Source organism: Azospirillum sp. A26 (assembly GCF_042604635.1).
Classification (GTDB): Bacteria; Pseudomonadota; Alphaproteobacteria; order Azospirillales; family Azospirillaceae; genus Azospirillum; species Azospirillum palustre.
Window position 1 is genome coordinate 1,448,335 of sequence record NZ_CP170473.1, and the last position, 13,110, is coordinate 1,461,444.

27 protein-coding genes are annotated in these 13,110 nt (G+C 62.0%); 10 read left to right on the top strand and 17 right to left on the bottom strand.

What is annotated here, in order from left to right; all coding sequences use genetic code 11:
* Positions 1 to 15: 15 nt before the first annotated feature.
* Genes ABNQ39_RS20425 through ABNQ39_RS20445 form a run of 5 tightly spaced genes read right to left on the bottom strand, consistent with a single transcriptional unit; the run spans position 16 to position 1,466 of the window.
* Positions 16 to 312: a hypothetical protein gene (locus ABNQ39_RS20425; protein WP_376960073.1), complete on the bottom strand. Its 297-nt coding sequence runs from the start codon at positions 310 to 312 to the stop codon at positions 16 to 18.
* A 10-nt stretch (positions 313 to 322) separates the two neighbouring features.
* The gene (locus ABNQ39_RS20430) at positions 323 to 547 is read right to left on the bottom strand and encodes a hypothetical protein (RefSeq protein ID WP_376960074.1); all 225 of its coding nucleotides are present in this window, start codon (positions 545 to 547) and stop codon (positions 323 to 325) included.
* 5 nt (positions 548 to 552) lie between these two features.
* The gene (locus ABNQ39_RS20435; protein ID WP_376960075.1) at positions 553 to 750 is read right to left on the bottom strand and encodes a hypothetical protein; all 198 of its coding nucleotides are present in this window, start codon (positions 748 to 750) and stop codon (positions 553 to 555) included.
* Position 751: 1 nt separating this feature from the next.
* Complete coding sequence (locus tag ABNQ39_RS20440; protein WP_376960076.1) at positions 752 to 1,042, bottom strand: hypothetical protein; 291 nt, start codon at positions 1,040 to 1,042, stop codon at positions 752 to 754.
* A 49-nt stretch (positions 1,043 to 1,091) separates the two neighbouring features.
* Positions 1,092 to 1,466 (bottom strand): hypothetical protein, encoded by a 375-nt coding sequence (locus tag ABNQ39_RS20445; protein ID WP_376960077.1) that lies wholly within the window; start codon positions 1,464 to 1,466, stop codon positions 1,092 to 1,094.
* A gap of 146 nt (positions 1,467 to 1,612) precedes the next feature.
* On the opposite strand from ABNQ39_RS20445, the gene ABNQ39_RS20450 reads away from it, so the two are divergent.
* From ABNQ39_RS20450 to ABNQ39_RS20495, 10 genes are all read left to right on the top strand, one after another.
* On the top strand, positions 1,613 to 1,870 hold the full coding sequence (locus ABNQ39_RS20450) for a helix-turn-helix transcriptional regulator (RefSeq protein ID WP_376960078.1): 258 nt from the start codon (positions 1,613 to 1,615) through the stop codon (positions 1,868 to 1,870).
* Positions 1,867 to 2,457: a GIY-YIG nuclease family protein gene (locus ABNQ39_RS20455; protein WP_376960079.1), complete on the top strand. Its 591-nt coding sequence runs from the start codon at positions 1,867 to 1,869 to the stop codon at positions 2,455 to 2,457. The genes ABNQ39_RS20450 and ABNQ39_RS20455 overlap by 4 nt, the downstream gene beginning before the upstream one ends.
* Before the next feature lie 229 nt (positions 2,458 to 2,686).
* Positions 2,687 to 2,899 carry a hypothetical protein gene (locus ABNQ39_RS20460; protein ID WP_376960080.1) on the top strand — a complete coding sequence of 71 codons (213 nt, stop codon included), beginning with the start codon at positions 2,687 to 2,689 and terminating at the stop codon, positions 2,897 to 2,899.
* A 1-nt stretch (position 2,900) separates the two neighbouring features.
* Positions 2,901 to 3,425, top strand: coding sequence for a hypothetical protein (locus ABNQ39_RS20465; RefSeq protein WP_376960081.1), 525 nt, complete (start codon positions 2,901 to 2,903; stop codon positions 3,423 to 3,425).
* A complete protein-coding gene (locus ABNQ39_RS20470) occupies positions 3,409 to 3,678 on the top strand; it encodes a hypothetical protein (RefSeq protein WP_376960082.1) in 270 nt (89 codons plus the stop codon). Before ABNQ39_RS20465 ends, ABNQ39_RS20470 begins: the two co-directional genes overlap by 17 nt.
* A complete protein-coding gene (locus ABNQ39_RS20475; RefSeq protein WP_376960083.1) occupies positions 3,675 to 4,145 on the top strand; it encodes a hypothetical protein in 471 nt (156 codons plus the stop codon). The genes ABNQ39_RS20470 and ABNQ39_RS20475 overlap by 4 nt, the downstream gene beginning before the upstream one ends.
* 41 nt (positions 4,146 to 4,186) lie before the next feature.
* Entirely contained in the window at positions 4,187 to 4,537 is a 351-nt protein-coding gene (locus tag ABNQ39_RS20480) for a hypothetical protein (protein ID WP_376960084.1), read from the top strand.
* Positions 4,538 to 5,183: 646 nt separating this feature from the next.
* Positions 5,184 to 5,570 carry a hypothetical protein gene (locus ABNQ39_RS20485; protein WP_376960085.1) on the top strand — a complete coding sequence of 129 codons (387 nt, stop codon included), beginning with the start codon at positions 5,184 to 5,186 and terminating at the stop codon, positions 5,568 to 5,570.
* Positions 5,567 to 5,800: a hypothetical protein gene (locus ABNQ39_RS20490; RefSeq protein WP_376960086.1), complete on the top strand. Its 234-nt coding sequence runs from the start codon at positions 5,567 to 5,569 to the stop codon at positions 5,798 to 5,800. Before ABNQ39_RS20485 ends, ABNQ39_RS20490 begins: the two co-directional genes overlap by 4 nt.
* 95 nt (positions 5,801 to 5,895) lie before the next feature.
* Positions 5,896 to 6,108, top strand: a complete 213-nt coding sequence (locus ABNQ39_RS20495) for a hypothetical protein (RefSeq protein ID WP_376960087.1) — start codon at positions 5,896 to 5,898, stop codon at positions 6,106 to 6,108.
* A gap of 270 nt (positions 6,109 to 6,378) precedes the next feature.
* Here ABNQ39_RS20495 and ABNQ39_RS20500 read toward each other — a convergent pair whose 3' ends face one another.
* The 12 genes from ABNQ39_RS20500 to ABNQ39_RS20555 form a co-directional block, all read right to left on the bottom strand.
* Positions 6,379 to 6,693: a hypothetical protein gene (locus ABNQ39_RS20500; RefSeq protein WP_376960088.1), complete on the bottom strand. Its 315-nt coding sequence runs from the start codon at positions 6,691 to 6,693 to the stop codon at positions 6,379 to 6,381.
* Positions 6,694 to 6,736: 43 nt separating this feature from the next.
* A complete protein-coding gene (locus ABNQ39_RS20505) occupies positions 6,737 to 6,913 on the bottom strand; it encodes a hypothetical protein (protein WP_376960089.1) in 177 nt (58 codons plus the stop codon).
* Positions 6,914 to 6,989: 76 nt separating this feature from the next.
* Positions 6,990 to 7,160 carry a hypothetical protein gene (locus ABNQ39_RS20510; protein WP_376960090.1) on the bottom strand — a complete coding sequence of 57 codons (171 nt, stop codon included), beginning with the start codon at positions 7,158 to 7,160 and terminating at the stop codon, positions 6,990 to 6,992.
* Positions 7,157 to 7,429, bottom strand: a complete 273-nt coding sequence (locus tag ABNQ39_RS20515; RefSeq protein ID WP_376960091.1) for a hypothetical protein — start codon at positions 7,427 to 7,429, stop codon at positions 7,157 to 7,159. Before ABNQ39_RS20515 ends, ABNQ39_RS20510 begins: the two co-directional genes overlap by 4 nt.
* Complete coding sequence (locus ABNQ39_RS20520) at positions 7,419 to 7,637, bottom strand: hypothetical protein (RefSeq protein ID WP_376960092.1); 219 nt, start codon at positions 7,635 to 7,637, stop codon at positions 7,419 to 7,421. Before ABNQ39_RS20520 ends, ABNQ39_RS20515 begins: the two co-directional genes overlap by 11 nt.
* Positions 7,634 to 8,110: a twin-arginine translocation signal domain-containing protein gene (locus ABNQ39_RS20525; RefSeq protein ID WP_376960093.1), complete on the bottom strand. Its 477-nt coding sequence runs from the start codon at positions 8,108 to 8,110 to the stop codon at positions 7,634 to 7,636. The genes ABNQ39_RS20520 and ABNQ39_RS20525 overlap by 4 nt, the downstream gene beginning before the upstream one ends.
* 77 nt (positions 8,111 to 8,187) lie before the next feature.
* Positions 8,188 to 8,757 (bottom strand): glycoside hydrolase family protein, encoded by a 570-nt coding sequence (locus ABNQ39_RS20530; protein WP_376960094.1) that lies wholly within the window; start codon positions 8,755 to 8,757, stop codon positions 8,188 to 8,190.
* A 117-nt stretch (positions 8,758 to 8,874) separates the two neighbouring features.
* On the bottom strand, positions 8,875 to 9,159 hold the full coding sequence (locus ABNQ39_RS20535; protein ID WP_376960095.1) for a hypothetical protein: 285 nt from the start codon (positions 9,157 to 9,159) through the stop codon (positions 8,875 to 8,877).
* A 3-nt stretch (positions 9,160 to 9,162) separates the two neighbouring features.
* Positions 9,163 to 9,798 (bottom strand): DUF4376 domain-containing protein, encoded by a 636-nt coding sequence (locus ABNQ39_RS20540; RefSeq protein WP_376960096.1) that lies wholly within the window; start codon positions 9,796 to 9,798, stop codon positions 9,163 to 9,165.
* 8 nt (positions 9,799 to 9,806) lie between these two features.
* Entirely contained in the window at positions 9,807 to 11,015 is a 1,209-nt protein-coding gene (locus ABNQ39_RS20545; RefSeq protein ID WP_376960097.1) for a hypothetical protein, read from the bottom strand.
* Positions 11,016 to 11,022: 7 nt separating this feature from the next.
* Positions 11,023 to 12,237 (bottom strand): hypothetical protein, encoded by a 1,215-nt coding sequence (locus ABNQ39_RS20550; RefSeq protein WP_376960098.1) that lies wholly within the window; start codon positions 12,235 to 12,237, stop codon positions 11,023 to 11,025.
* Entirely contained in the window at positions 12,237 to 13,109 is an 873-nt protein-coding gene (locus tag ABNQ39_RS20555) for a hypothetical protein (RefSeq protein WP_376960099.1), read from the bottom strand. Before ABNQ39_RS20555 ends, ABNQ39_RS20550 begins: the two co-directional genes overlap by 1 nt.
* Position 13,110 lies beyond the last annotated feature (1 nt).

A 13,110-nucleotide genomic window follows, 5' to 3' on the forward strand; every position in this document is an offset into this window, starting at 1 on the left:
TAGGAATAGGGGCGGTCACTGCGACTGAATAAGGTTTCGCTGAATGCAGCCTTTGCCGCATCCATGCTGTTCAAATGTATCGCCGCGCGTGGTAAAGTATACGTAGCTTGACCCGCCGGGCGTGGTGTCTTTGACCTTCCAGACACGGACGCCATCATGCTCCGATATCATCCTTGGCTTTTGCTCGGACTGATAGGCTTCATCCTTCTTCTCCTTGGCCGCCTGCTCGGCAACGGTCCTTTGCTCGCACGCCACCAACGCTAGCGTCATGGCGACGGCAATAGCTGGTTTTGTCACGTAGAATGTCGGCATGTCGGTTTCCTCAGAACAGCGGCATGAGGTCCGACACAGCGGCCTCTGCCCGGTGGTATTCTGCCCGCGCATAAAGGCGCTTGGCGGTGTCGGGATTGCCTGCCCAGTCGGCCTCATCGGCGGCACGACGGAGGCGCTTGGCTTCCTCTGTGTGACTGCCGAACAGGGGCGAGCGGTCAGCAGGCGGGGCGAAGCGCGGGACATGGCCGTGGGGAAGGCCGGTGGGCTTGGGCATGGTGGTCAGTCCTGATGGGTGACGAAGTCGCTGCGACCGTACTTGCGCTTGTTCGGGTTGGCGTCATCGACGGCCTTCCACATGGCCTGCGCTAACGCCTCATCGCGTGGGAACCGTTTCTCGAAACAGGTCTCCACGTCGTATCGCCAAGCGATGTTCGCGTAGATGCGGGCTTGCAGAAATGACTTTTGGGGAAATTTCATGTCACCACTCCAAGTCAGTCGCGGGTGCGGCGCCGGAAGCCTTCGGCAGTCGATGCCACTGGTTAAGCCCGTCGCGGAACCAGATGCCCGGCAGAGCGCATTCCTGATCGGGATGCAGGCGGCCAGACAGTTGCTCCGCCGCGCTTTCCAGCATGGTGGCAATCTGGCGGTGAGATGCGTCGGCAAGCTCCGCCGCGTCGGGGCGGTAGCGGTGAAGGTGCTTCTTCACCCAATGGGCCATTTCCAGAAGGTCCATGGGCGTGACGGGCGTCGGCTTGGTCTGGCCCTTCATTGTCAGGCTCCGTCTTTCCGCTGGGGGATCGGGGGTGGGTGAGGAGAGGCTAGGCGGCGCCAATGGCCTTCGGGCTTCCGACGTTCACGCTCCAGAAGACGCCGACGCCCTGCCATTCGTCGAACCGATCACGAACCGGCCATTTCCCATAGACGTAGACGTGCAGGCAGTCGGAGCCGATGCCGACAGCGTATTTGTTGGCGTTGCCGCCCATGTGGGCAAACAAGGCTTTGGCCTTCTCCTCAATCGAGGCGTCAGCGCCTTTCCGCGCCAGTTCAACGGCGGCGTTCTTCATGCCCATGTCGTACGGGTCGTTGTGGTTCAGCAGATCCCACGACGGGCGGCCCGACACGGTCATGCGGCGCGCCTCATACAGGGCGCGGGCGCGGGCTTCGATCTGGTCTTCGGTGATGGCGTTGGGCATATGAGGCTCCGTTGTCTGATGCCTAACTGTATGACACAGACAGACTTGACGCAAGCGGTTTTGCTCGTTTTGTGCATTTTCAGGGTGACATATAGAGCAATGCCGTGGTACGGTATGAGCATGAAAACGGGATTGGAGTTGCTTTGATGCTGGGGCTGAGATACGCCGTCGATATGAACGGAAAGCTCATCGCCGCCGCCAGAACGCTCCTTGGATGGAGCCAGGATCAACTTGCCGAAAAGGCAGAGGTGAGCCGCCGCACCGTCATCAGTTTGGAGACCGACAAGGGAGACCCGAAGCGGTCCACTGAGAAGAAGGTGGTCGATACCCTCAAGGCCCAAGGCATCGAGTTCACAGAGATGCCGGACAAGATCGGCGTGGCGATCCGGAGGGAAGCGGAATGAGCAAGTCGGTATATGTGATCGGGCCTGAGAGTGGCCCTCTCAAGATCGGCATTTCTTCTGACATCAATAAGCGCCTTGCTGCGCTCCAGACTGGCAGCGCCGACAAGCTGTCAGTCCACTACTCGACCGACATTCCGGACGGTAAGGCGCGCGCCGTAGAAGCTGCCGCCCACGCCATGCTCAGGGAAAGGCGCAAGTCCGGGGAGTGGTTCGACATCACTCTGGATGAGGCCCAAGACGCCATTCGAGAGGCGATGGAGGAACTGGACAAGCCGCATGAGGCGCCGGTTCGCATCAACCCGAAGGCGGGCAACTTCCTCGTCGATTTCCTGGAACGACACGACCTGACCCAAGCCGAATTCGGCTCGTGGTTCGGGCGCGCTCGTGACTCAATCTGGCGGCACACCCTGCCCCCGGAGAACAAGCACCACCGGCCGGTTTCCGACGAACTGGCGGCATTCTGCGAGGCGTACGAGCTGCTTCCCGACCCAAAGCGGAAGCGCCTCGTCCTGCGCCTCAAGGAAGTGCAGTCGGAGAAGGCATTGTCAGGCGGTGCAGGCGTCCGCCGCGAGAAGGGGGATGAGTGATGCGCCAGTCCGACATTGAGGTTGGCTACATCTACTACGGGAAGACGGGGCCGTACCGTGAGGTTGTCCAACTGTTCGACGACCAGCATAGAGAGCGATGCGTGCGCTACCGGTATCCGGGGGAAGCTCAGGAGCGCGGCATGTTCCTGCGCAGCTTCGCAAGATGGGCGGAGCGTGGGCTTTGGTCAGCGCGTCTGCCCTCCGCCACCCCTTCCCAGGAGCCCAGCCCATGAAGCTGACTGAAGCGCAGGCGCGATGGCTCCGCAAGCTGGCGTCCTATCGAAGCGGCGGAACGGCGGCAGCGCTTGCCCCGTCTCCACAAACAGCAACGTCGTGTCTTCGAAAAGGACTGACCATCGAAGACCCTGAATGCCGCTCGTGGCACATCATTACCACGGCGGGCCGTACCGCTCTGTCCGCCACCCAAACCAAAGTGGAATGACATGACCAAGCTGGAACTGACCGACTTCGCCGTGACGGCGCTGGAGCATGCCCCCATTGATGGGCTCGTGGTTGCGGCGGGATGGGTTGGCGACCTGACCAAAGCAACGGTCGGGGTGGTGAAGCGCCACACTCCCGGCGGACGGATCGTTCTGGAGGATGGGACGCAGTTCGCTAGGTCTGGAAACCTCTACAAGATGTACGGCGGAGACGCGTTCACCCGTCTGTATCGCGGAGACCCTGCCCTGGTACAAGCGGTGAAGGCCGCGAAGGATGCCGAGCGGAAGGCCAGAGATGCGCGCGTAACATTCTACAACATCCACGACAAGACCCTGCGCATGGGCCACGCAGCGAAGGCAGAGGACTATGCCGCGGCGAAGGCTCTGGACGCCATCATATCGGCATGGCCGCTGACCGAGGAAGAGGCATCACGCCTCGTAGAGCTTGCCAAGGCCATTGAGGCAGCGCGTCTGCCCTCTGCCACCGACACCGATACACAGGAGGAAGGCCATGGCGCTGACCGATAAGCAACGGGACATCCTGCTGTTCGTCGAGATGTTCAACGCTGAATGGGTGGATTTGGCCGCCGCACGGTCAGCGGGCGTGATCGTCACAGCGGATGACCGCGGCGAACTGGATTGGCTCGTCGGCTGGGAATACCTCCGTCTCTATGACGACAACCGGCCCGAATTTGCCGTTGGGCTGACCGACGCCGGCCGCGCCGCCCTCTCGCGCTACAGGACCGATGCGCTGGACAGCGCAGAGGGAGAGCCAGCATGAGCAAGGAAGACGACGCCATCATCCAGGCCGCATCCAGGCGGCTCTACGACCACGTCACGCTGGGCGGCGACACATTCGCCTGCGCCTTGTCCGACACGGCCTATGTGTCCAACATGTCAGAGACGCCGGCCGACTGCCAAAGGATGGTTCGGCAGATGTGCGACAGGGCGGCGGCAGAGGTGATCCGCTCCTATCTGGGATCGCTAGAGGCGGCAGGATGGGCGGTGATGCAGAGGCTGCCCGATGACGCCATCACTCACAACACCTTCCCAAAACAGGGAAGATTTCTCGGGCGCCGCGTGCGGGTTGCCTTCAACTATGACACAGCCAACGCCGTCCTTGGCACCGTCCGCCGGGAGGATGACGAAGCCCCCGGCCGGATGATCATCGAACTGGACGACGGCAGGCTGGTCCTCTCGACGGAGTGCCAATACTCGCTGGTCAAGGAAAGCGGCACGCGGCAGTGATGCGGTAGCCCTGCGATACCTGACGGACTGGAGAAGCAATCATGAGCAAGCCCACCCTACAGGAACGGCCCCCGACGCTTGGCGGAACAGAGGTCGCCAGGATCGATCAGCCAGAGCCAAAGCCTGCCATCGACGCCGACCGCGAGCTTATCAAAGAGATCGCCATGGACATCGGCAAGGCGGTCGTCCACCACATTGAGACGATGTATCCGGCCATGTTTGAGGCGGTGGCAGGGACAGCCAAGCTGAGCGTCAGGAACTGCGTCCACAATGAGATCATGGCCGCCCTGGAGGTGAACGACGCCGACGCCATCCGTGAGCGCTTGGAGCGCAGGAAGAAGCATCGGCGGGAGATCAAGGCGGCTTGCAAGCGGATCAGGGAGCCTAGGTAGACGCTGATTTCCGTCCTATCCAGAAAAATCTTTCGGCAGAACGGCGACGTTTGTTCACGGGACGTTACGTGAACGTTGACTGCGCGGTTGTATTGCCCCAAAGTAAAAGGGCCGGAAGCGCTTCCAACGCTGCCGGCCCTGGATCGGTGATTGAGGCACCGATGGATCGTATCCGCTGTCAGGTGTAGCTTAGCTCCCTGCCCCGGTCAACTTCCATCTACGTCTTACCTCCGTTTCGGGTCACATATCCCGAGGCGGCACACCGTGCGCGCACAGCAACCACCGCCAGCAGGGAAGCCTCTGAGCGGGCCAAAGGGAAAGTGGAAGACCAAGGCCAGCCGAACGTCGAGAGACGAGCGGGGAAGTCAGGACCGGGCCCCGTGAAGCTTGCGCCCCGGAAGGTGCCGTCATTAGGTGCAAGAGGTGACGGATTGCCTGCGTTGGAATGAAGTAGTGGTAAAGGCCGAGCGCTGACCCCGGCCGCCAGTAAGATGGTCACGTCTTGCACCTATGTCTCATCTCGGTCGGCTCCGGGGGAATTGAGGCTGCTTCGCCGTTACTGGCGAAGCTATGCCTATCTGGTCCCACGCAAAGGAATTGAGACTGAGATCACCTGTTCCTAGGAACCATTGATACGGTGGAAACGATGACACTGAGCGAATACGAAAGGCCGACAGACAGGGTGCAAATTACCGAAGAGTTCATCGAAGCAGCCAAGACGCCACGCGGCGGATGGAACGCTAAGCAGCTCGCCGCAGTCGGGATCGCATGGCCTCCGAAACACGGCTGGCGCCGCCGGCTGGTCGGCAAGTGGATCACGCAGGAAGACGCGGAACGGTTCTACGATCTTGGCAAGAGCGGCAAGAAGCCGGCCGCGACCGAGACCAAGCCGGCATTGAAGGCCGCTGCCCTGGATTATGTCACGGCGGCATATGCTCGCGCCTATGAAATGGCAAAGCATGGCGACGTTGAGGCCGGCTGCATTGCCGACGATCTGGAAAAGGCCATCGCCATTTTGAGGGCAGCGAAATGAAGATCGAAATCGGGCGCACCTATTCCAACAAGAAGGGAACGTCGCATCGCCTTGTCGTGGCTATCGGCGTCCAGTACCGCCCAAAGATTGAAGGCATCCCGCCGGCCAACTACCGTAACCCTATGGCGCCGGGCGTCCGGTGGTGGAGCCCTTCCGGCTATGGCAACACGATGCTGAACACATTCGAGCTATGGGCGGCCAAGGAAGTGGAGGCTCTGCGGCCGGAGTGACTGCCCCTGCAATCTGCCTAGCCCGTTTGGGGGCTTTCGGGCGCTTGTCGCGGTACTCACATTTTGATGGTCACGTCAAAGCATGCGAGGAACCGATGACGCTCACAGGCACCACCTACGACTTCGCCTCAATCCCGGTTAAGTGCGAGAAATGCGGCGAAAGCACGCTCCACAAGATCAAGGAGCTTGAGCACGCAAATTCGGTCGAGTGCAAGGTCTGTCGGGCTGAGATTGATGTCTCAACGGCGGAATGGCGCGAGAGGATCGAACAGGATGCCTACGTCAGCAAGCGGGTTTTCAAGCTGTAGTGGCCCCGTGTGCGGTGGGCGGTCACGGAGCCGCCCACGCCTCCCACGCGCTGACCCTCTGGCGCAGCAGATCGACATACGAGACCAAGGCATCACGCCCGGCCGGATCGAGGCACGCCACGGAGGATGACGACGGAGCGGAGAAGATAGCGCCCGGTGTTGGTATGGGCGCCACCAGCTCAGCCGGAGGCACGGCGCGTTGCATTACCGGGACCTCCACCCTTACCGGATCGGAGGCGCAGGCGGACAGCAGCAGGACGGCTGCCATCGTCACTTTGAGCTCAGCCAATCGTTCAGCGCTCCCACGGTCGCAGTCTGGGGTTTCGGGCGGGGCTTGAGGGCGACGCGGGCGCGGGCATCTGCGGCGGTCTGAGCGGCCAGTGCATCGGCGCGCATCTTCTCCGTTGCGGCGTTCTGCTCGGCAATCGTCGCGTCTCTGGCGGCAATGGTGGCGTCCCTCTCCGCCACGTCGGCTTTCAGCCCTGCCCTATCCAGCAACAGGCCGCCTATGACCAAGCCCATGATGGCGGCTACCAGACCGGCCAAGCCGAGCCTGGAGCCGACGACGGAAGCAAGGAAGTCCATGTCTACGCTCCCACGCTAGACGGCGTTATATTTCGGTATAGTTTCATCTCCCTGCGCCTTCCTTCACACGGCCAACGACCATCACGGACCATTCCAGGGCGCGGTAGAGCTTTCCGTACCAGCGGTCAGGCGGAGGGGTTGGGGTGCTGGCGAGCACGGCTTTGACGACGACCGCATACAGGGTCGCGTAGCCGAGCCATTCCATGAATGTGGCGTCCATTGTCGGTCTCCACAAAAGCGAAAGCCCGCCGCGGACTGGCCGGGCGGGCTGGTGGGGTTTAGGAGGCTTAAGGAGTTTAGCGGCGAATGATATGCAGCCGACGCAGCTTGTCCTTCCACCACTCATCGCGGCCATAGAAGAAGAAGTCATGCCACGACAGGACAGCCAAGCTGTATACGGCGTAGGCTATGACCATACCGCCAGCAACAGCCGCAAAAACGTCCTTGGCGGTCAATGGATCGCTCATGGCTGCGCCTCCCCTTTCAGAGCGGCCGGAACGTAGTAGACATGGCCCTCAACCGGGACGGGCTGCCCACACTGCTGCGCAGCCGCAAACCGTTGGGCGTCGCTCTCCGCTCCCACCAGCGTGACAGCTCCGTTCTCCCATGTGATGAGGTATCCGGCCATCTGATTAGCGGTGCCGGGCTGATAGCGGACATCGGTCACGCGGCAGAGCGTGCCAATGCCGGCGGCGTCGTCTATGGCCTTGAGTTCAGCGATCAGGTCAGCGGTCATAGCTTTCCCCTTTCAGAGCGGCGCGCAACCGAGCGCCCACCTCTGCGGCAGCTTCCTTCAGCGTCGCGTGGTCTTCGTCGCTTAGCGAATGCGCACGAAATTCGGCCAAGACCGCCATGGCATCGGCTTGGAGTTGCTCGGCAGCCTCAATGTCACCGGCCTTAGCGCGGGCGGAAGTGTCTTGGTACTTGGCGTATGCGCTGGTCATGCCGTCACCTCGTATAAACGGATACCGGCCGTGCCATCGGTGGGAAGTTGAAGCGACTGAAGCATGCTCATAGGCGCTGGATGCCCTTCGACATCAGCGAGGACCGTAAATACGGGCATCCCGCCAAGGACGATGTTTCCTTCATCAACCGTCCATTCACCGGGGCGCGGGTCGCGATCAACACGCGCAAGCTTCACCCCGCCGTCGTACACGGCCTCCCACTTCACGACGCCCTCAATTGAACCGCGAAGCTTGCCGAAGTGGTCAATCGTGAAGGTCGGCTCTGCGTTCAGCACACGGCCAAACACTATCGGCTTAACGGTCTGCGGCAGAGCGGATGTAGCTGCCTTGGTGGCGACAGGGGCGCCGATCAGCGCCGCGCCTACGGCAATAGCTGTCGATCCCATCAGGAAGCCGCGACGTGTCATTGCGTCGCCAGTGCCCTTGTGGTGTATGCTGTCCTTGGCGGTCATCGGAAACCCTCTTTCCGGTTCGGTTTCGGCCGGGCGGGCTGCATCCCGCCGACCGCCACATTGTACCACCGCAGGACTCAGCCCCTAAGCCCTTTCGACCAAAGAGCAGCTTCCTTATCGCGGCGGTTCAGCAAGCCTATCACCGTCCACAAGCGCTTCATGGCCTGGAACTGCGCCGGCACCTCATCCAGTTTCCCGGCGGCGATCAGGTCACGGATAGCCCGCATCTCCGCCCTGCTGTCCCCCACCATTCCGGCACCCCGGTTGTAGACGAGCGAGACGAGCGCGCCGAAGCACAGCGGAGGCAGGTCAAGGCAGCCACCGAAGGCATCGGCCGTCATGCGCTCGTACTTGGGCAGTGACTTGCCCCGGAAGCACTGATAGGCGGCATCCCACGGCACCACGACGGACGCCAGCGAGGGGATAAGCGCCTTGGCCGCAGCGCCGGACTTGCCACACGCTGTGGCGAGTGTGGACCGCGCCGCAGATGTCAGCGTTGGCCAGTCCAATGCCAAGTCGTCAGCGTCGTGATGGGCAAGGTCGTAGCCGATGCCGATGGTCGCGCCGCTCTCTCCGCCCGGCCATGTCGGCTTGGCGTACAGTTTCTCGTAGACCGCCCGGCTCGTCACTTCGAAGCCGACGATCATATCCACCGCTTCAGGCGGCGTCAGGGGTGTCACCGTTACCAAAGTTCAAGTCTCCGGGCATGAGAAAAGGGCCGCCCCACGAAGGAGCGGCCCCTGGATTTTTGTCGCGGTGGCGGATCAGCCGCCGGGGTTGTAGCGTGCAATCAACACTGCGTTGTCGCTCATGAAGGTGGCGAGCGCGGACGAGAGGCTGTTCACCTCGTCATGCACCGCCTGCCCTTCGCCAGACTGAGCGCCAAACTCAGCGCCCTCTAGTTCAGTGGCAGAGCCGCGCGCCAGCACTGCACCGGCCATCGCTGCGGCCTGTTCCAGTCCATCCATCGCAGCGTGAAGCTTCGCAACGGCATCCTTAACCAGGGTCGCGCCGTCACCGTTACCTAATCGCCGAAAACCGGTAGCCATGTGTCAAATCTCCTTGATCATGAGACGGGTTAGCTGAGCGTTCGTAGTGTCTCCCTGCGCCTCGTACTCCTTCGCCTGTCGCTCCAGCCGTGCGTTGGACTGAAGGATTGCCTGGATGGTCGCGGCGTCCTTTGTGGAGCCATCGTCCGGCCAGCCTTCGTCCAGCGAAATCGCAATGATGTCTTCGGCCGTCACCGCCGCGTCGATGGTAGTGAACAGCGCCGCCTCGTTGGCAAAGCACGCCTGAACGAACCCGCCCACGGCCAGACCGGCGGCCAGCAAGTCGGACAGCGTTGCTGTCACGAAGCCGTCTGCCGTCTTCCACGATGTGCGGAAAGTCCCCTCCCCCGCCCCTGCCTCGTACAGCCGGGCCATGGCTACCGCCGTAGCGATGTCGTCAGCGCTTCCCTTGTCGCTGTGCCAACGGTTGCCGCTGATGACCACGCCGCGATCTCGCTCAATCTTGCGGCGCTCGGTGGCTGCGGCCTTGCGCGTCTCCCGGATTTCCTCAATCGGGATTTCCTCCACATCCCACACCCGCACGATCCGGTCATGCTCCGGGTCGTCCGTGTCGGTATAGGTGGACGCCATGCGCTGCGTGCGAGCATCGAATGCCGGCACCATGTTTGTGATGTCCATGACTAACCTCAGTTGAAGGCCGTGAAGCCGGCGGGTGGCGTCGCCGTCAGCGTGCCGCCGGCAAAGCTAAAGGTCACAGAGCCGCCACTGCCGTTGACCGAGTAGGACGGGAAAACTGCTGTGCCGGATGTCGTGGTATAGGCTGGATTGGTTCCCGCCACCGGATCGCCGCTAGCGCCCCACACAGGCACGCCCCCCACTACCTTGCCCATCCAAAGCTGTCGGGTGCCGGGGTGGTAGGCGAAACACAAGCGGTCACCAGAGGTCCACGAACTCCCGAAAGACGTTGCCCCGCCGTTGGTGGCCTTGTTGCCGTTGCTGAGATAGCCCCAACCATAGGCGCTGTTCGTCAGGTAGTCGCTCGTGGGCGCCAATGCCCCGGCAACACCAACGTTGCTGGTCCCGGCGGTGACAATCAGCGCCTCCCAATATGTCGGCGTGGTGATGTAGTTGGAGGCGCGGCCAGACGCGACGGACCCGTCAGCCGTCGTGACGGTGCGGTTGCTGTTCGACAGGGTCGCGTTGCTGGACTTGTCGGACGTGCTAAGCGCCTGAGTGGTGTAGGCTCCAAGCGCGCTTCCGTTCGCCCGCTGGAAGCTCAGCATTTTCCAGTTGCCAGACCCAAGGCTTTCCAGCCGGCAGGTATCGCCAACTGTGGCGTTGATGTCGCCACCTCCGGTCAGGATCGCGCTTGTCGCGTTGTAGGTCAGCGTGACATTCGCGGCGAATGTGATGTCGCGGTGAGCGCCAGCCGGAGCCGTGCCCCACGCCGTGATCGGGCCGGCCCCGGACGTTACCGTGATGGCGCGAGCCGACGTGCCGCCGATGTTGACAGTGGACGCAGCCGCAATCGACGCTGCCGTGTCCTCGCCACCGGCCCCGCCAGCCAAGCGCCAATAGGTGCCATCGAAGACGACGGTATAGGCTGTGCCAGAGACAACCTCTCCGCCGATCATGGCGGTGCCGTCGGGCTTCCGCAGGCTGGTGTTTGTCGTGCCGCCATCAAGAGACAGCGTTGTTGCGCCGCTGTTGGAATAGCCGGCGATGAAAACGTAGGTGGGGTGCCCTTTGAGGTCTGCCGGGAACTCGGGCGCGATGACTTGGGCGTTGGCCGATCCGGTGGACGTGCCGCCCCAGATCATGGTTGTCTCGACGAGATGCGCCTGTCGCGGCATCATCATGCCGGCGCGATGCTTGGATGCGGGGGGATAGGTCATGACGGCCTCACGCGGTCAGGAGAGCAAGCGTGGCGTCAGGCAGACGCCGCGGGAAAACAGTCAGCCGCCGCACATGACCGCCGCTGACGACAGACCCTGAGCCGAGGCGGATTTGCGTCGGCGTCGGCACTGAGCCGCTGGTGTCGGTCGCGACCGTGCCGCCGTTGAGGCATCCAGCGAAGGAGTTCGCCTTCCATGCCACGACGGCCTTGAATGTCGTCCCAGGCGTCATGTTGCCGAGCACCAGAGTGGCCTGCGCCACACCGCCGACGTAGATTTCCGCCCAAACCGCAGTGGAATTCGCAACGCCGATGATGCGCACGAAGTTGTTCAGCGTGCCGTCATCAATTTGGAAGACGCCTGGATACGTGGTCGTCTGCGGAAGGTCTGCCTCTACGTAGGCCGTTCCTTCGGCAGAGTTCCATCCGCTGACCCCAGACAACGACATGATGTTGCTGTCGGCAGTGCGGGTGACCGTCGATCCGACTGTCTTGATGTACGACGTTGGGAATGACCCGGCCTCTAGCTGGGCATATTGGACCGTTCCGGAAATAGTCAGGGTCAGCGTCCCAGCCGTGGGCGTGAAGGTCAGCGTCTTCTGCGTCGGAAATGCGCCAGTGCCGGTCACGGTTGCCGAGTAGGTGCCGGACAGGACGATGGAGCCGGTGCCGTAGAAGCTCAGCGTGTATGCCTGCGCCGTGACACTGACTGTCTGAGTGGATGGAGCGTCGGAGCCAAGGATCAGGTTCGTGGCGGCAGTCTCAACCCGCATTCCGCGCAATGCGCCCGAGACGGCGTCAAATTCGATGGGCGGCGTTCCGGCTGCGGTGCTGGTCAGAGCCCCGGTCCGGTCAAAAACGTATTTCGCTGAAGTCCCAGCCATAACGCCAGCCGGCAGGGCCACGCTGGACGACAAGACAAAGTCAACGGTGGGGTCTACGCCAGCGATTTCGCTAGGCTGCTTGATGAGGCTGACCCCTACTGCCGTAGCGGCGGCGGCAGAGGCCGTGGCGGCGGCGGCAGAGGCTGTGCTGGCGGCAGACGTTGCCGTGGTGGCAGCCGGAACGGCGGAGGCGGCAGCAGTGACGGCGCTGTTCGCGACCGTGATGGTGTCGCCGATCATGGGCAGCAGGCTCGTTCTGAACCCGCCGTTGCGCATGTCGTTGGCGGTTGTGCCATCGTCTGAATATTGGTTGCCGTTGGGGAAAGTAACTGCGGTCATCACATCACCTCTTCGAAGGCCAACGGCACTTGGTCGCGGGCGTAAGTCGCATACGACATCAATCCAGGGTCAACATTCCTCGCAAGAAAGACCTCGCGGAGCAAGTTGGTTGTGCTGGTCGGATCGGGCATCCATAGGAATGGAGTGTCGAGGTCCATTTGACGCTGATGCTCGAATGCTTTCGCCATGGCCTCGTCTCGCTCAAGATAGCTGATTTGGCCCTTGAACACACGCGGTTTGTCTCTGCGCTCAAAGTATTTCGCGCCGCCGATAGCTTCGACAGATTGAGAGCGGAAGCGGAAGCCGTATTGAGCGCCGTAACCAAAGTTGATGCCGACTTGCCATCCCTGCGCAACTTCGAACATGCCGCACTCGATATAGCCGGCTGCATTCGTGATGTCGCTCACTTCGACTTTGATAGCGCGTGCAAGATACTGCGCATCAAGCCAGAGTGGACGGGTCCAGCGGTATCCGGTGATTTCCAAGTCGGTATACTGACCAGACCACCAGTTATCGTCTTCCCACTCCAACGCATCCCAGGCGTAGACCACCGGCCAAGCATCGACCCACCCGCTGTCGTAAATCTGAGTGGTAAGCCCGGTGTCGGAGTACAGCCGCACCCTGATCTTGCCCAACAGGCTGATGTTGTGCCCGACCAAAGCCACCAGACGGACGCCGCGCTGCTTGTCCAGCGTCGCCACGAACTGAGCGTTGGCCGTGCTGGCGGAGGATGAGCGCCACACCTGCGCCAGCGGCAGGCTGCCAAGGTTGGTGACGGGATAGGTCGCCGATGAAGACGACCCTCCCGGTTGGGTAAAGGTGATCCTGTCCGTCCAGCGGGGGAACCCCACGACGGCTGCATTGTCTGCCATG

What these genes read in the sequence shown, in the direction of transcription:
- ABNQ39_RS20550 (WP_376960098.1), bottom strand. Translation starts at nt 12,237, where the DNA reads ATGACCGCAGTTACTTTCCCCAACGGCAACCAATATTCAGACGATGGC.
- ABNQ39_RS20510 (WP_376960090.1), bottom strand. Translation starts at nt 7,160, where the DNA reads ATGAGCGATCCATTGACCGCCAAGGACGTTTTTGCGGCTGTTGCTGGC.
- ABNQ39_RS20460 (WP_376960080.1), top strand. Translation starts at nt 2,687, where the DNA reads ATGAAGCTGACTGAAGCGCAGGCGCGATGGCTCCGCAAGCTGGCGTCC.
- ABNQ39_RS20435 (WP_376960075.1), bottom strand. Translation starts at nt 750, where the DNA reads ATGAAATTTCCCCAAAAGTCATTTCTGCAAGCCCGCATCTACGCGAAC.
- ABNQ39_RS20540 (WP_376960096.1), bottom strand. Translation starts at nt 9,798, where the DNA reads ATGGACATCACAAACATGGTGCCGGCATTCGATGCTCGCACGCAGCGC.
- ABNQ39_RS20480 (WP_376960084.1), top strand. Translation starts at nt 4,187, where the DNA reads ATGAGCAAGCCCACCCTACAGGAACGGCCCCCGACGCTTGGCGGAACA.
- ABNQ39_RS20530 (WP_376960094.1), bottom strand. Translation starts at nt 8,757, where the DNA reads ATGATCGTCGGCTTCGAAGTGACGAGCCGGGCGGTCTACGAGAAACTG.
- ABNQ39_RS20505 (WP_376960089.1), bottom strand. Translation starts at nt 6,913, where the DNA reads ATGGACGCCACATTCATGGAATGGCTCGGCTACGCGACCCTGTATGCG.
- ABNQ39_RS20455 (WP_376960079.1), top strand. Translation starts at nt 1,867, where the DNA reads ATGAGCAAGTCGGTATATGTGATCGGGCCTGAGAGTGGCCCTCTCAAG.
- ABNQ39_RS20520 (WP_376960092.1), bottom strand. Translation starts at nt 7,637, where the DNA reads ATGACCAGCGCATACGCCAAGTACCAAGACACTTCCGCCCGCGCTAAG.
- ABNQ39_RS20430 (WP_376960074.1), bottom strand. Translation starts at nt 547, where the DNA reads ATGCCCAAGCCCACCGGCCTTCCCCACGGCCATGTCCCGCGCTTCGCC.
- ABNQ39_RS20440 (WP_376960076.1), bottom strand. Translation starts at nt 1,042, where the DNA reads ATGAAGGGCCAGACCAAGCCGACGCCCGTCACGCCCATGGACCTTCTG.
- ABNQ39_RS20490 (WP_376960086.1), top strand. Translation starts at nt 5,567, where the DNA reads ATGAAGATCGAAATCGGGCGCACCTATTCCAACAAGAAGGGAACGTCG.
- ABNQ39_RS20535 (WP_376960095.1), bottom strand. Translation starts at nt 9,159, where the DNA reads ATGGCTACCGGTTTTCGGCGATTAGGTAACGGTGACGGCGCGACCCTG.
- ABNQ39_RS20500 (WP_376960088.1), bottom strand. Translation starts at nt 6,693, where the DNA reads ATGGACTTCCTTGCTTCCGTCGTCGGCTCCAGGCTCGGCTTGGCCGGT.
- ABNQ39_RS20545 (WP_376960097.1), bottom strand. Translation starts at nt 11,015, where the DNA reads ATGACCTATCCCCCCGCATCCAAGCATCGCGCCGGCATGATGATGCCG.
- ABNQ39_RS20485 (WP_376960085.1), top strand. Translation starts at nt 5,184, where the DNA reads ATGACACTGAGCGAATACGAAAGGCCGACAGACAGGGTGCAAATTACC.
- ABNQ39_RS20475 (WP_376960083.1), top strand. Translation starts at nt 3,675, where the DNA reads ATGAGCAAGGAAGACGACGCCATCATCCAGGCCGCATCCAGGCGGCTC.
- ABNQ39_RS20425 (WP_376960073.1), bottom strand. Translation starts at nt 312, where the DNA reads ATGCCGACATTCTACGTGACAAAACCAGCTATTGCCGTCGCCATGACG.
- ABNQ39_RS20515 (WP_376960091.1), bottom strand. Translation starts at nt 7,429, where the DNA reads ATGACCGCTGACCTGATCGCTGAACTCAAGGCCATAGACGACGCCGCC.
- ABNQ39_RS20450 (WP_376960078.1), top strand. Translation starts at nt 1,613, where the DNA reads ATGCTGGGGCTGAGATACGCCGTCGATATGAACGGAAAGCTCATCGCC.
- ABNQ39_RS20465 (WP_376960081.1), top strand. Translation starts at nt 2,901, where the DNA reads ATGACCAAGCTGGAACTGACCGACTTCGCCGTGACGGCGCTGGAGCAT.
- ABNQ39_RS20555 (WP_376960099.1), bottom strand. Translation starts at nt 13,109, where the DNA reads ATGGCAGACAATGCAGCCGTCGTGGGGTTCCCCCGCTGGACGGACAGG.
- ABNQ39_RS20445 (WP_376960077.1), bottom strand. Translation starts at nt 1,466, where the DNA reads ATGCCCAACGCCATCACCGAAGACCAGATCGAAGCCCGCGCCCGCGCC.
- ABNQ39_RS20495 (WP_376960087.1), top strand. Translation starts at nt 5,896, where the DNA reads ATGACGCTCACAGGCACCACCTACGACTTCGCCTCAATCCCGGTTAAG.
- ABNQ39_RS20525 (WP_376960093.1), bottom strand. Translation starts at nt 8,110, where the DNA reads ATGACCGCCAAGGACAGCATACACCACAAGGGCACTGGCGACGCAATG.
- ABNQ39_RS20470 (WP_376960082.1), top strand. Translation starts at nt 3,409, where the DNA reads ATGGCGCTGACCGATAAGCAACGGGACATCCTGCTGTTCGTCGAGATG.